This window comes from Noviherbaspirillum galbum, assembly GCF_010974945.1.
GTDB lineage: Bacteria > Pseudomonadota > Gammaproteobacteria > Burkholderiales > Burkholderiaceae_D > Noviherbaspirillum > Noviherbaspirillum galbum.
Genome location: NZ_JAAIVB010000008.1, coordinates 17,794 through 32,268 on the forward strand (window position 1 = coordinate 17,794; position 14,475 = coordinate 32,268).

At 65.2% G+C, this 14,475-nt stretch carries 9 protein-coding genes; 6 read left to right on the forward strand and 3 right to left on the reverse strand.

Annotated elements, in window-relative coordinates; translation table 11 throughout:
* Window positions 1-190 precede the first annotated feature (190 nt).
* The 3 genes from G3574_RS01205 (at window position 191) to G3574_RS01215 (ending at window position 7,199) form a co-directional block, all read left to right on the forward strand.
* Window positions 191-2,017: an autotransporter assembly complex protein TamA gene (locus G3574_RS01205; RefSeq protein ID WP_163960076.1), complete on the forward strand. Its 1,827-nt coding sequence runs from the start codon at window positions 191-193 to the stop codon at window positions 2,015-2,017.
* Entirely contained in the window at window positions 2,007-5,990 is a 3,984-nt protein-coding gene (locus tag G3574_RS01210; protein WP_163960077.1) for a translocation/assembly module TamB domain-containing protein, read from the forward strand. The genes G3574_RS01205 and G3574_RS01210 overlap by 11 nt, the downstream gene beginning before the upstream one ends.
* Before the next feature lie 114 nt (window positions 5,991-6,104).
* The gene (locus G3574_RS01215) at window positions 6,105-7,199 is read left to right on the forward strand and encodes an alpha/beta fold hydrolase (protein WP_163960079.1); all 1,095 of its coding nucleotides are present in this window, start codon (window positions 6,105-6,107) and stop codon (window positions 7,197-7,199) included.
* A 68-nt stretch (window positions 7,200-7,267) separates the two neighbouring features.
* Here the strand turns inward: G3574_RS01215 and G3574_RS01220 are convergent, their stop codons facing one another.
* From G3574_RS01220 to G3574_RS01230, 3 genes are all read right to left on the reverse strand, one after another.
* Entirely contained in the window at window positions 7,268-7,567 is a 300-nt protein-coding gene (locus G3574_RS01220; RefSeq protein WP_163960081.1) for a hypothetical protein, read from the reverse strand.
* A gap of 135 nt (window positions 7,568-7,702) precedes the next feature.
* Entirely contained in the window at window positions 7,703-8,197 is a 495-nt protein-coding gene (gene bamE, locus G3574_RS01225) for an outer membrane protein assembly factor BamE domain-containing protein (protein WP_328804684.1), read from the reverse strand.
* 23 nt (window positions 8,198-8,220) lie between these two features.
* Complete coding sequence (locus tag G3574_RS01230) at window positions 8,221-9,174, reverse strand: AAA family ATPase (RefSeq protein ID WP_163960083.1); 954 nt, start codon at window positions 9,172-9,174, stop codon at window positions 8,221-8,223.
* Window positions 9,175-9,847: 673 nt separating this feature from the next.
* Between G3574_RS01230 and G3574_RS01235 the strand changes: the two genes are divergently transcribed.
* The 3 genes from G3574_RS01235 to G3574_RS01245 are packed head-to-tail and all read left to right on the forward strand — an operon-like array spanning window position 9,848 to window position 14,407.
* Window positions 9,848-11,797: a serine protein kinase gene (locus G3574_RS01235; RefSeq protein ID WP_163960085.1), complete on the forward strand. Its 1,950-nt coding sequence runs from the start codon at window positions 9,848-9,850 to the stop codon at window positions 11,795-11,797.
* A 30-nt stretch (window positions 11,798-11,827) separates the two neighbouring features.
* Window positions 11,828-12,985 (forward strand): DUF444 family protein, encoded by a 1,158-nt coding sequence (locus G3574_RS01240; protein ID WP_163960087.1) that lies wholly within the window; start codon window positions 11,828-11,830, stop codon window positions 12,983-12,985.
* Window positions 12,986-12,994: 9 nt separating this feature from the next.
* Entirely contained in the window at window positions 12,995-14,407 is a 1,413-nt protein-coding gene (locus G3574_RS01245; RefSeq protein WP_163960089.1) for a SpoVR family protein, read from the forward strand.
* Window positions 14,408-14,475 lie beyond the last annotated feature (68 nt).

A 14,475-nucleotide genomic window follows, 5' to 3' on the forward strand; every position in this document is an offset into this window, starting at 1 on the left:
GATTGTAGGTCAGCCCCGGCCATCCTGCAGGGGCCGCCCAATCCGGAATCACACAGCCCGCCGCCCGCATCCTGCAAACGGGTTGCTTGATTTGCCCTAACGCCGGGCCGGGCGCTTCATGCGAGAGTTGCAAGATGCGGCGACCTTGCGCATCATGCACGCATTTTCACCAGCCCAGCAACGGATACGGATGGCACCGCCTGTACGACGCCAGCATCTCGCAACCCCAGACACCCCGCCTGCCCCGGACTCCCGGCGTTCCAGCCAGGCGCGGCATGCGCTGGCGGCGTTCCTGCTGACCCTCCTTTTCCTGCAGGCCGGTCCGGCGCTCGGCGCGGCCTACCAGGTGGAGCTGGAAGGACTGGATGGCTTCCGCGCCCTGTCCAGCCTCCTGAACCAGCACGTCGCCCTGCTCCGCCGCCAGGAAGACGCCATCATCTCCGACGAGGAACTGACGCGACTCATGAACGCGGCGCCCGACGACGTGCGCGAACTCCTGGCGACCCAGGGCTATTTTTCGCCGGCCATCACCTCCAGCCTCGACCTTTCCGGCGGCGAGCGTGTGGCCCGGCTGAAGGTGGATCCGGGGCCGCCCACTACCATCACCCGCGTCGACCTGCGCTTCAAGGGAGAGATCGTCGACGGGCCGCGCGCCGACCCGCGGCGCGTCGAGCGCCTCAAGCGGCGCTGGAGTCTCGACCCCGGCGACCGGTTCACCCAGCAAGCCTGGGTGAACGCCAAGAACGAGCTGCTGAAGGGACTGCTGGCCGCGGATTTCGCGGCCGCCGGGATCGTGCACAGCGAAGCCCTGATCCAGCGCGAAAACCATGGCGCGGTGCTCAGCATCGATGTTGATTCCGGCCCTGCCTTCACCTTCGGCACCCTCGAGGTCCATGGCTTGCAGCGCTATTCACGCGACCTCATCGACCTGCTCAACCCGATCAGCCCCGGCGATGCCTATTCGCTGGAAAAGCTCAACGAATTCCAGTCGCGCCTGGAAGACACCGGTTATTTCCGCACCGCGTTCACCACCGTCGAAGCCGACGTCAACCACCCTAAAAACTCCCCGGTGCGGGTCGACCTCGTCGAAAACACCAGCAAGCGGCTGTCCTTCGGCGTGGGCTACTCCACCGATACCGGCGCCCGCCTGCAAGCCAAGTGGCTGGACCGCAACTTTCTCATGCGAAACTGGCGCCTGGAATCCGAGCTTCGCATCGACCGCGACACCCGCCTGCTCGGCTCGGAACTGTTCTTCCCGGCAATCCAGAACGGCTGGCAGCCCAGCGTCGGCGCCCATCTCGAACGCACCGTCGCCGCCGGCGAGACCGACGACAAGCTGCGCCTCGTCAGCCGGCTGTCGAGCGCCAACAAGGCGGATGAAAAGGTCTGGTCGGTGGGCTATTACGGCGACCAGCAGCGCATCGGCGATTTCGAGGCCACGCGGCAGGCGGTGCTCCTGTCCTTCAACTACACCCAGCGCCGGCTGGACCATCCGCTGACGCCCCGGCGCGGTTATCTGCTGGCCGCCGAAATCGGCGCGGGCCCGAAAGGGCTGGTCAATGAAACCAACATCCTGCGCACCGTCGTTCGCGGCACCACGCTGATTCCGTTCGCGCCGCGATGGCAAGCCATCTTCCGCGGCTTCGCCGGCCAGGTTTTCGGCGGCAGCCGGCTCACGGTGCCGGGCGACCTGCTGTTCCGCGCGGGCGGCGACCAGAGCGTGCGAGGCTACGGCTACAACACACTGGGTCCGGCGCAGAACGACGCGATCGTCGGCGGCCCGGTCAGCGCCGTCCTGAGCGCGGAAGTGGTGTACTTCTTCAAGCCGCCCTGGGGTGTGGCCGCGTTCACCGACGCCGGAAATGCCGCCGATTCGTGGCGCGAATTCCGTTTCGCCCATGGCACGGGCGTGGGCGCGCGCTGGCGCAGCCCGATCGGCCCGGTCAACGTCGACCTCGCGTACAACCACGAGACGCATCGGCCGCGCCTGCATTTCTCGGTGGGCTATGGATTCTGAACGCGGCCAGTCGGTCCGGGACACGTCGACGGCGCCGTCCGGCAAACCCGTTCGCCGGCACAGCCGCACGGCGGCGACGGTCATTGCGATTCTCTTGTTGCTCCTGCTACTGCTCGCGCTTGCCGGCTACTGGCTGGTCGGCACATCGTCCGGCGCGCGTTTCGTGCTGCGGCAGGCCGCTCCCGGCGTGCAGGCGGAAGGCGTCGAGGGCAGCCTCCTCGGACCGCTCAAGCTCGCGCAATTGTCCATCGTCCAGCCGGATCGGCGCGTCGTACTGAAGGATGTTCGCCTCGACTGGGATCCCGCCGCGCTTTTGCAGCGCCGGCTGCATGTGCGCAGCGCCGGCGCGGCGCGGATCGACATCGTCAACCAGCCGGACGCGATTCCCAAGCCGCCCAGCCTGCCCGATCGTATCGGCCTGCCCCTGCAACTGCAGATCGACGCCCTGAACGTCGGCCAAGGCGTGGTGTCGCGCGGACCGGTGCCGCTGGCAACGTTCGGGCCGCTGGCCGCCGCCCTCTCCTTCGATGGCCGGCAGTACCGCCTGCGTCTCGACAAGGCCCAGGCCGGCAGCCCCGAGGCGCAAAGCGGCGCGCGCGCGCTCCTGCAGGGCGACGCCGACCTCGGCGTGGAAAAGCCTTACGCGCTGCGCGGCCGCTTCGTGGCGGACGTCAGCGGCAAGCTCGACGACCAGCTCATCCAGGGCAACGGCGAACTCGTGCTCGGCGGCTCGCTCGCCGTTGCGAGCGCCGGATTGCAATTCCGTTCCGGCGAGGCGGTCATCAATGGCAGCGCGCTGCTCCATCCGTTTTCGATGCAGCCGCTGGCCAATGCCGACGTCGTCGCCGACAAGCTCGACCTGCGCGAATTCAACCCGCGCCTGCCGCATACCGTCCTGCATCTCGACCTCAAGTCCGGAGCCGACAGCACGGGCACGCTGCGTGTGCAGAACCAGGAGGCGGGACCGCTCGGCAAGCAGCTCTTGCCGCTGCGCGCGCTTTCGCTCGCGTTCGCGCAGAAGAAAGACGGCGTGGATATCGACGACATCATCGCCGAGCCCGGCACCGCGACTGCAGCGGCCGGCCGCATCGAGGGCAAGGGACGCGTGGCACCTGCCGAGGCCAGCCTGCATCTCGACATCCGCGGCCTCAACCTCAAGCTTCTCGATCCGGCCTGGCGCCGGACGGCGCTGAGCGGCAGCGCGGACCTGCGCCAGGCAGGCAGCCGGCGCAAGGTCGACCTCTCCCTGCGGGAACCCGACGGCGTCGCGCCCGGCGGACAACCGCTCGAACTCGCGGCAAGCGCCGAACTGGCCGGCCAGGAGGTGCGCGTGACCGCGGCCACGGTACGCACCGGCACCAGCCGCCTCGATGCCAGCGGAACCCTGTCCTTTGCTGGAGAGCAGCCATTCCAGCTGCAGGGGAAGATGCAAGCCTTCCGGCTGCAAGACCTCGGCAAGTTCGCGCAATGGCCGGAGCTGACGCTCAATGGCGAGATCGGGCTGCGCGGCAAGCGCGCGCCTAGGCTGGAGGCGGATCTCAAGCTTGACATCGCCGACAGCCGCCTGGCCGGCCAGCCGCTGGCCGGCCAGGGACAAGTCCGGCTGCGCGGCGACAAGCTCGAGATTCCGGTGCTGCGCCTCGCCTCAGGCCTGAACCGCCTCGATGCCAGCGGCAGCCTGACGGAGAGCGGCGGCGAAGTGCAGTTCCAGCTTGCCGCAAACCAGCTGGCGCAGCTCGGCCCTGCCTTCGGCGGCAGCCTGCAGGCCAGCGGCACCGCGCGCGGGACGCTGGACCTGCCGCGCATCGATGCGACCTGGACAGCCTCGCAGCTCAAGCTCCCGGGCGGCGTGCGCGCCGACAGCATGCAGGGCAAGGCCGACGTGCAGGTCGACCGGCGCCAGCCGGTGCCGCTCAGGGAGGGCAACGTCACCCTCGACGCCAGCCGCGTGGCATGGGCCGAGTACCGGCTCAATACGGCGTCGGTCCAGGCGCGGATCGGCACCGCGGCCGATGCCCCTCTTTCGCTTGCCCTGCGCATGGAAGGCATCGAAACGCCTCAGCTTCGCGCGAACAAGCTCGACGCCGACGCCAATGGCACCACCGGCCGCCACGTCGTGAATTTGCGCCTCGAGGAAGCCAGGCAGGTGTGGATGGCCACCGCGAACGGCGGCTTGAGCAATGCGGCTTCCGCGCCGCGCTGGGAAGGAGAGATCAGCCGCTTTGACAGCGACGGCCGGTTCAAGTCGCATCTTGCGGCGCCGGCGTCGCTCGCGCTGGATGCGCGCAACCTCCGCCTCGAGCGCTTCGTCCTGGAAACACCGGCGGGCCGGGTGGCGGTCGACGAATTCCGGCGCGATCCCGACGGCGTCAGCAGCAAGGGCCATGCGGACAACATCCAGGTGGCGGAACTGATTCGCCAGCTGCAGCCTTCCGCGCCGGTACGCACCGACCTGCAGCTCGCGGCAGACTGGGATTTCCGCATGCAGGATACCGTCGACGGCCGCCTGTCGGTCCGGCGCGAACGCGGCGACATGACCATCGTAGCCGGCAGCCCGGTCGCGCTCGGGATCGGCACCCTGGCCGCCAGCGCACGCGCGGAAAACGGCCGGCTGGAGCTGGAACTCGAGGCGGAAGGATCCCGCCTCGGCAAGATACAGGTCTCCGGGCGCGGCGCGACCGGGCGCGGCGCGGAAAAGCTGCTGATCCCTGCCGACGCGCCGGTATCGGCCACCGCCCGCATCGACGTGCCTTCCATCGCCTGGGCCGCCAGCCTGCTCTCGCCGGCATGGACGCTCGAGGGCCGCCTGCGCGGCGACGTGGCGCTGGCGGGCACGCGCGCCGATCCCCAGCTTTCGGGCAAGGTGGAAGGCGCCGACCTGCGGGTGGCGATGTCGAACCTCGGACTCGACCTGCGCCAAGGCGTCCTTCAGGGTGAATTCCGTGACAACCTGCTGCAGCTGAAGCAGCTGACATTCCGCGGCGGCGACGGCGAGGTCGCCCTGTCGGGACCGATCGAGCTGGGCACCGCGCTGTCGGCGAAGCTCCAGCTGGACGCGAAGCGGTTCACGGCGGTCAACCGCAGCGACCGGCGGATCGTGGTCAGCGGCGGCACCGCCATCGTCCTGGCCGAGAAACGGCTCACGGTCAATGGCGGATTCCGGGTGGATGAGGGCTTCGTCGACCTCGGCCTGCCCGACCGGCCGCGGCTTTCGGAGGACGTGGTCATCGACGGCCAGCCGCGCCGGCAGCCCACGGCGGTGCCGGCCGCGCTCGACGTCAACGTCGACCTCGGCAAGGGCGTCAAGGTCACGGGCCGCGGACTCGACGGTTTGGTGGTCGGCGCGGTCCACGTGACCAACGATCCGGGTGGGAGCCTGCAGGGCACGGGAACCTTCAACATCGCAGAGGGCAGCTTCAGCGCCTATGGACGCACCCTCAAGATCGAGCAGGGCGTGCTGCGTTTCGCGGGGCCGATCGGCAATCCCTCGCTCGACATCCTCGCGATGCGGCGCGGCCAGGAGGTGGAGGCCGGCGTGTCGGTGCGCGGCAACGTGCTCGCACCGCGCGTGACCCTCGTGTCGGAGCCGACCGTTCCGGATGCGGAGAAGCTGTCCTGGCTGGTGCTGGGACGCGGCCTTTCCAGCGCCGGGGAAGGAGACATCAGCGCCCTGCAGAGCGCGGCCGGCACGCTGCTGTCCAAGGGCGCGGCTGCGGGCGTGGAGTCGCGCCTCGCCAGCGCTTTCGGGCTGGACACCTTCAGCGTGGGCAAGAGCGCGGATAATTTGCAGCAGCGAATCATTACCATCGGCAAGCAGATCAATTCCCGGCTCTACGTCAGCTACCAGCAAGGCTTGGAAAACGCGGGCAGCGTGCTGCAACTCCGGTTCACGCTGACGCCGCGCCTGTCGCTGGAGGCGGAAGCCGGTAGCCGCAGCGCCATCTCCCTGTTCTACAACATCGCCTTCGACTGACACCCTCACCGCAGCGGTATCCGGTCTCGACGGCATGGAAGAAGACGGGAGGCAACGGGAACGATCCGCTGCCGCCCGTACCAAACTCCCTCGAACCACTTCTCCGCTCCTCTCATGTCCTCCGTCAATACCACGCCGGAACTTTCCATGGCGTCTTACTTCAGCAGCGTCCGCTGGTGCTTCGAAGCCATGGACCAGGCTCGCCGCCGCCGCGGCATCGCGATGGAACGCGCCGGACTCGGGCCGGCGCAAACCCCTGGCACCGTGGTGCTCGAACAACCCGGCGCACGCCTGCACCGCTTCGCCGCCGCGAAGTCGGCAAGCGGCGCGCCGGCCGCGCTCATCGTCCCGGCACCGATCAAGCGGCATTACATCTGGGACCTCTCGCCCGGACGCAGCGTAGTGCAGCGCCTGATGCAGCATGGCATGCAGGTCTATCTCGTCGAATGGACCGATCCGCCGTCCGGCCCGCTGCTCGGCCTGGACGACTACGGTTTTCGCCTGCTCGATGCCTGCGTGCAGGCCATCGGCGGCAAGGTGGCCCTGTTCGGGCATTCGCTCGGCGGGATCTTCGCGGCCATTTATGCCGCGATGCGTCCGGACAAGGTGCGCGCGCTGGTCACCGTCGAGTCGCCGCTGCACTTTGGCACCTCCTCCGGATCTTTCCAGCCGCTGCTTGCCTTCGGTCCGCAGGCCCGGCAGGTGACGCGCAGCCATGCGACCGTGCCGGGCTCGGTGCTCAACCTTGCCAGCATGTCCGCTTCGCCGACCTCGTTCGGCGCGGAACGGATCGCGGACTTCTTCAACAGCCTGCGTTCGCCGGACGACATGCTGGGACACCTGCTGGTGGAGCGCTGGACGCTGGACGAGGCGCCGATGTCATCGCGCCTGTTCGAGGAAGTGGTGGAACTGCTTTACCGGCAGGACCGCCTGATGCTCGGGCAACTCGACATCCAGGGCAAGACCATCGGACCAGCCAGCATCGTGTCTCCGTTTCTCACGGTGATCGACCCGCGCAGCCTCATCATCCCGCCGGAATCGGTCACCGTCTTCCAGGACGCGGCAAGCAGCCGGGACAAGCACCGGCTGGCGTATGACGGCGACACCGGCATCGGCCTCGCGCACGTTGGGGCGCTGGTCGGCAGCAACGCGCATCGCCTGCTCTGGCCCGCCATTCTCGGCTGGCTGGACAGCATCCCGGCCCGTTAACTGAAAATCCCGGCGCGGCTTGCGCCGGACCGGGATGGCGGCAGGACAGGATTGCAGGAAAAGCCGTGTTACTTCGACTCGGTGGCCGCGCCGTCCTGGGTTTTCGCGGGCTGGTTGCGGTTCTTCATCATCTTGCCGTGATGGCGGCGGTGATGCTTGCCCGAGGCGCTGCTGCCCTGGGTACTGCTCGCGCCGGACGTATCGCCGTTCATCTGCTGGGCGGCGGCGATGTCACGTGCGCGCTGTTCAACCGCGGCAGCCTTGTCGGGATCGGTGCTTTCGCGGATTTCCGACGAGGGATCGGCTGCCAGCGCTGCGCCGGATACCAGCAGCAGCGATGCCAGCGAAGCCATTAAGCGTTTTTTCATCAAGACCTCCATGGGTGTTTTGGGAATGATGCGGCACGCCTGCGTTCCTGGCGACAAGACCGTCCGGCGTTGCCTCGTTCGATAGACATGCCAGATTCTCAACGGGTTCAATGCTGTCCAGGCATTGGAGATATCTCAATAGTTGTTCGCGTCGAGCGAGGAGGTGCCGGTGACACGGCGGGTATCGATGTCGAAATGCACGTTGAACAGGCGCGGCTCGGTGCCGCTCAGGTAGCGCCAGTCCCAGACTTCTTCGTTCTTGCGCTTGAATTGCACCACCGACCGCGGACGGCCCAGCAGGTCGCGCACCTCTTCCTGGGTCATGCCCTGGGTGATGCGCGCGAAATTCTTTTCGTTCAGCACCTGCTGGTAATCAACCAGCTTGCCATCGCTGCCAATCAGGAAGAACCACGTCCGCGCGCCTTCCGGTCCCTTCGGATATTCGAGGATCTTCGCGCCCTGCGGGTCGGTGCGCACATGGTCGGGTTCGCCCATCACCATGCGCACCTCCGATTCGGTCGATACGCCCTTGGCCAGCTTGTCGAGGCCGAATTCTTCGACCGGCCTGCCCTGCCGGTCGCAGCCGACGAGGGCAAGCAGGGAAAACAGCAAGGTTAGCAAGCGTCGCACGTGAGCCGTCTCCTTTCGTGTTGTCAGAAGCCGATCTTCCGGCGCGCCGGTTCATGCTTGATGCGGATGTCTTCCGGCACGAGCGCCTGCCGTCCGGCGGCGACGGCGAAACCGAGCCCGTCGAGCAGCGCCTTGCGCATTTCGCGCGGCGACACGCCGGCCAGCTTGTCGAGCACGTTCTGCGCCAGCTCGGCGTCCACCTGGGTCAGCTTGAGCTCGCGCACCAGGCCCGCGTAGACGCGCTGCGCAATGCCGGCAGCCTGTTCCTGTGTCGGGGCCGGCACTTCGTACACCGCCATCCGGCTGAGCAGCGCCGCCGGAATGCCTTCCAGGCTGTTGGCGGTCAGCACCCAGAACACCTGGCTCGCATCGAGGTCGATGTCGATGAATTCATCATGGAAGGCGCGGGAAGTTTCGGGTTCGAGCAACTGGTAGAGCGCGGCCATCGGATCCGACTGGGTCGAGCCGCTCGCCTTCTCGACTTCATCGAGCAGCACCACCGGATTGGCGAACTTGCCGCGCACGAGACGCTCCGCAACCTTGCCGCATTTCGCCCCCTTCCAGGTAGACGAACTGCCGGTGATGACGAAGCCGGCGGACAGCGCATTCATGCTGATGAATTCGAATTCGGTGCCGAGCGACGCGGCGAGGCGCTTGCCGAAATGCGTCTTGCCCACGCCGGGGTCGCCGAGCAGCAGCACCGGCATCATGTTGACGCCGGAACCGCCGGCCAGCGCGAGTCCGAGATAACGCGACAGGTCATCCAGCACTTCATCGAAATTGGGGCAGTCTTCATACAGGGGATCGAGCGCGTCGCGCGAGGACGGCGTCGTCACGAAGCGCTCGCCGCCCAATGCGAGCATGTTGTCGTAAAAGGCTTCGAGTTCAGGCGACTTGAGCGTCCGCGCCCTCTCCTGCGCGGCTTCCACGTCGCGGGTCGAATACACGGCATGCGGACGGGCAAGGGTAATCGTCATCGATCGGGCTCCTTCAACTAACACTACTGCGCAGCCGAGGCTGCGCGGACGGTACTGCGCGAACGGTAATGTGAATACGCAATGTAACTTTCACCAAGCCGATGCACGTATCTACCGATGGTGCACGGCGATGCGGCAAAAACCACTTTCGAAGATGCAAGCCACGCTTCACTCATGCAAGCTTTGTTCCATCCGCTAAATGATTCTTCGTTGAAACCAGTGTAACGCAGGCCGCCATCGCGTGTGCCATGTCGAAATAACGTGTCGCGCAAAGGAAACGCGTACATGAAAGTTCCATGCATTTGTGTTGCCTCGCTTGCGTGATCTCAATGCCGCAAGACATTCATTCCATGGCAGCAGAAGGCCGCTCCGAGTGCCAGCGACAAGCACCTTTTTGCACCGCATTGCGATGCAACCGGCACCGCGCATGGGCGTCTCATTCAAGAGCGGGTACTGCGCGCGCCGCAGCGCGCAATGTGCTTGCATGCATCTTGCTAACTCGTGTTGTAGGGATTGCCGGAAACGTGATGAGGTCGGACCCTTCATTGATACTGGTCACGATTGGCTGTTTCCGATGCGCCCTATACTTGAATCGAAGCGAGAGCGACTGCAACGTAAACCACCCTTCGGCCGTTGTATAGACGGATCGGACACCTGACGGGGAGAACATGCGATGACCACGCAACAGGACACCACCCATACCGGCAGGCAAGACGACTTTATCCAAAGCCTGATTGCCTTCACCAAGGACCACCGCGCGACCTATTGGTCCGGAACGCTCTCCCAGTTTCTTGAAACTGTGCTGCCCAACGATCCGAAGGCGGCGGCCCGCACTTCGCACCAGTACATGTGGGACATGATCCGCTGGATGGGCGGCGAAAAGGAAGACGGCAATTTCCGCTGCAAGCTCTTCGAGCAGGAATTGTTCGGCGTCGATGAATCCATCGAGCGCGTCGTGGATTACTTCAAGGCCGCGGCTGCCGGGTCCGAGGTCGGACGGCGCTTGCTGCTGCTGCTCGGCCCGCCTTCCGGCGGCAAGTCCACCCTCGTGATCCTGCTCAAGCGCGGCCTCGAGGAATACAGCCTCACGGAAGAAGGCGCGATCTATGCCATCCAGGGTTGCCCGGTGCATGAATCGCCGCTCCATCTCGTGCCGCATTCGCTGCGCGGCCAGTTCCGCGAAACCTACGGCGTGGATATTTCCGGCGAGATGTGCCCGCACTGCCGCTCGCGCCTGGACAACGATTACGCCGGCGACTTCCTGCGCATGCCGGTCGAGCGCGTCTTCATTTCGGAAGCGGGCCGCGTTGGCATCGGCACCTACGCGCCGCACGACCCGACGACCGCCGACCTGGCCGACCTCGTCGGCTCGGTGGACCTGTCCAAGGTCGCGGAATATGGCGATGAAGGCGATCCGCGGGCCTGGTCGTGGTCCGGCGCGGTGTATGCCGCCAGCCGAGGCATGCTCGAGATGATCGAGATTCTGAAGGTGAAGCGGGAATTCCTTTACCTCCTGCTCACGCTGACCCAGGAAAAGAACGTCAAGGTGTCGCGCTTCCCGCTGATCTACCTCGACGAAACCATTCTGGCGCACACCAACCTCGCCGAGTTCCGCAAGTTCCTGCAGGAGAGCGAGAACGAGGCGCTGCTGGACCGCATGGTGATCATCCAGGTGCCCTACACACTGAATTACAAGGATGAAGCCCGGATTTACAAGAAACTCATTTCCTCCGCCGCGCCCGCCTTCCGCGAAGTGCACCTCGATCCCCACGTGCTGCATGCCGCCGCGGTGTTCGCCATCCTCACCCGCCTGCACGAGGGCGAGGAGAAGGAACTTGAACTAAGCAAGAAGGTGCGCCTCTACGCCAATGAAGAGGTCGAAGGCCATGCGCAGGCGGAAACCGAGCGTCTGCGCCAGCGCATGCCGGATGAGGGCCTGGCCGGCATTTCGCCGCGCTTCGTGATAAACGCGCTGTCGAACGCCATCATCCAGTCCAACGCCAGGAGCCTGACGACCATGGATGTGTTGCTGGCCCTGAAGGATGCCATCGACAATGACGCCCGCATCGACCCGAAGCGCAAGCGCAAGTGGATCGACTACCTCGTGCTCGCACGCAAGGATTTCTATAACCGTTGGGTCAAGGAAGACGTGCACAAGGCGCTGTTCGTGTCCTTCGAACAGGAGGCCCAGGACTTGCTCGACAAATATCTCGACGAGGTCGAGGCTTCGCTGGACAACCGCCATATCCGCGATCCGATCACCAACGAGGAGCGCAAGCCGGACGAACGTTTCCTGCGCTCGGTCGAGGAAAAGATCCATATCTCCGATTCCGGCAAGCAGTCCTTCCGGCAGGAGGTGGTGCGCAAGGCGATGGGCGCATTCAAGCGCGGCGAGAAGTTTACGCTCGACAGCCATATGCAATTGCACAACGCCGTGCAGCAATATCTCTTCGAACAGCGCCGCGAGGTGCTGCGCATGGTCAGCTCCACGACCCGGCCCGACGAAGAGGTGCGCAACAAGATCTCCGTCGTGGAACGGCGCCTGGTGGACGAGTACGGTTACGACAGCCACAGCGCGCGCGAGGCTCTCAACTATGTGACGACGCTCATGGCACAGGAGTGAGAGGGATGATGGACGAACGAAGGCTTCTCTATGATTGACCACAACACGATCTCCGCGCAGACCCCGTGGTACGACCTGTTCTCCCGGGGTTCGCGGGACTGGTTGCGCCACAACCAGAAGGTGCGCGAGGCGGTGCAGCAGAACCTGCCGAACCTGGTTGCCGGACCGGACGTCATCACCGGCTCGCAGGACCGCACGGTGCAGGTTCCCGTCAAGATGCTGGAACATGCCCGCTTCCGCCTCAACGATTCGCATTCCCATACCCAGTCGAGCGCCGGCCAGGGCAAGGGCAAGCCGGGCGACGTGCTGCGGCAGGCCCAGCCCGAGATGGGCGACGAAAGCGGCGAAGGCGGCAACAACGAAGGCGAAGTGAAGTTGCTGCTGGAATTCAAGGTCGATGATATCGTCGACTGGCTCTGGGAAGAATTGCAGCTTCCAGACCTGCAACCCAAGCGCAATACCGCCGTCGACGACGACGAGTACGTGCGCGAAGGCTGGGACAAGCATGGCGCTCGCGCCCGGCTCGACCGCCGCCGCACGGTCAAGGAAGCCATAAAGCGCCGGGCCACCCAGGAAAACCCGGTGCCGTTCACCAACGACGACCTGCGCTTCAAGCAACTGGTACTGCGGCGCAAGCCCGCGACCAATGCCGTCGTCATCTTCGCCCTTGACGTGTCCGCCAGCATGACCGACGCCGAGCGCAAGCTGGCGAAGAGTTTCTTCTTCTTCGTCCTGCAAGGCATCCGGCGCCGCTACGGCAAGGTCGAGACCCGCTTCATCGCCCATACCACCCAAGCCTGGGAATTCGCCGAAAGCGAGTTCTTCAACGTCAGCGGCACCGGCGGCACCGGCGCGTCCACCGCCTTCAAGCTGGCACTGGAAATGGTCGAGGCGGAATATGACCCGTCGCGCTACAACAGCTACCTGTTCTATGCGTCGGACGGCGAGAACTTCACCGAGGACAGGCCGGCGGCGATGGAATACCTGGAGCGGCTCGGCAAACTGGTGAACTTCATGGGCTACGTCGAGACCGTGCCCGGTTCGCCGCGCAGCACCGAGACCGAAATGAAGATGCTCTGCGGCGAGATCGAGCGCAGCGGCGCGCCCATCGGCAGCAGCATCCTGTCGCGGCACGACGACGTGTGGAAGGCAATCCGCAAGTTCTTCGTGCAGCAGGAAACCGAATAAGGAAGGCGAATGTGCACCACGACGTCGGCTGAAGCCATCGAGCAGCTCAGGAAATATTCCTCCCAGATCGAAGACCTGGCCCGCAAGCTCGGACTCGACTATTACCCGGTCGACTTCGAGATGGTCCCGAACAACTTCATGATGGAAATCGCCGTCTACGGCCTGCCGGTGCGCATGCATCACTGGTCGTTCGGCGTGCGTTACATCCACCAGCTGATACGCCAGGGCATGGGGCATTCGCGCATCTTCGAGGTGATGTTCCCCGGCGACCCCTGCCATGCCTACCTGGTGAACGGCAACACCTTGCCCGAAAACACGCTGGTCACCGCGCACGTGCTCGGCCATGCGGACTTCGCGAAGAACAATCACCTGTTCGCGCGTTTCATGGAGCAGGCCGGCGGACACATCCTGGAACAGGCCGCGGCGCGGGCCCACCGCATCGAGCAAGCCATCCAGGAACACGGCCAGGAACGGGTGGAAGCGGTGCTCGACGCCGCCCTGGCCCTGGAACCGCACATCGACGTCAACCGCGACCTGCACCGGGCGCTCTATCCCACGCCCAAGGAACAGGAAGCCGCCTCGCACCAGCGCCACGAAGCACCCCCGGATCCCTTCCTGCAGCGCTTCCGTTCGCTGCCCGGCGAAACGCCGATGCCGGAGGCCTCGCACAACCTGCGCCGCGCCGCCATCCCGCCGCAACCGGAATACGACTTGCTGTGGTTCATTGCGCACTACGCCCCCGAGCTCGAGGATTGGGAGCGCGACATCTTCATGGCGGTGCGCGAGGAATCCTTCTATTTCTATCCGGTGTTCGCCTGCCAGATCATGAACGAGGGATGGGCTTCCTACTGGCACGCCCGGCTGCTCCGTGAGGCCGAATTCCTGCCGCAGGATCTGTATCTCTCAGCCATCAAGGCCCATTCCGACGTCGTGCGGCCATATGCCGCGGAACGCCAGCTTGCGCTCGCGGTGAATCCTTACCACCTCGGATTTTCGATGTGGGAAGACATCATCGAAAAGCATGGCCTAAGCAATGCGCGGCGCATCATGAAGGAAGAAGATGACTTTGGCTTCGTGCGGAATTACCTGACGAAGGATCTGATCGAGAAGCTCGAGCTTTTCGTCTATGAGCAGCGCGGCGATGGCGATATTCGTATCGCCAACACGGATGTGCATGCAGTGCATGAGGCTATTCTGTCGCCCAAGTTCAATTATGGAGCGCCCAGGATTGCCGCGAACCATCTGCATGTCGATGGGAGCCTGCAGCTGGTGCATGACAACCAGAGCGACGGGCGCGGGCTGGATCTGGGGCGGGCCGAGCGGGTGCTGGAATATATCGGAAGGGTTTGGCGGCGGCCGGTTACCTTGCATACGACGGGGGAGCGCGGGGAGGCCCGGGTGGTGACGAGCAAGCGGGTATAGGGGGCATTCGCACAAGCCGAGGTCATCCGCACCCACCTCCGCCGTCAGCGCCTGCCTCTGTCATTCCC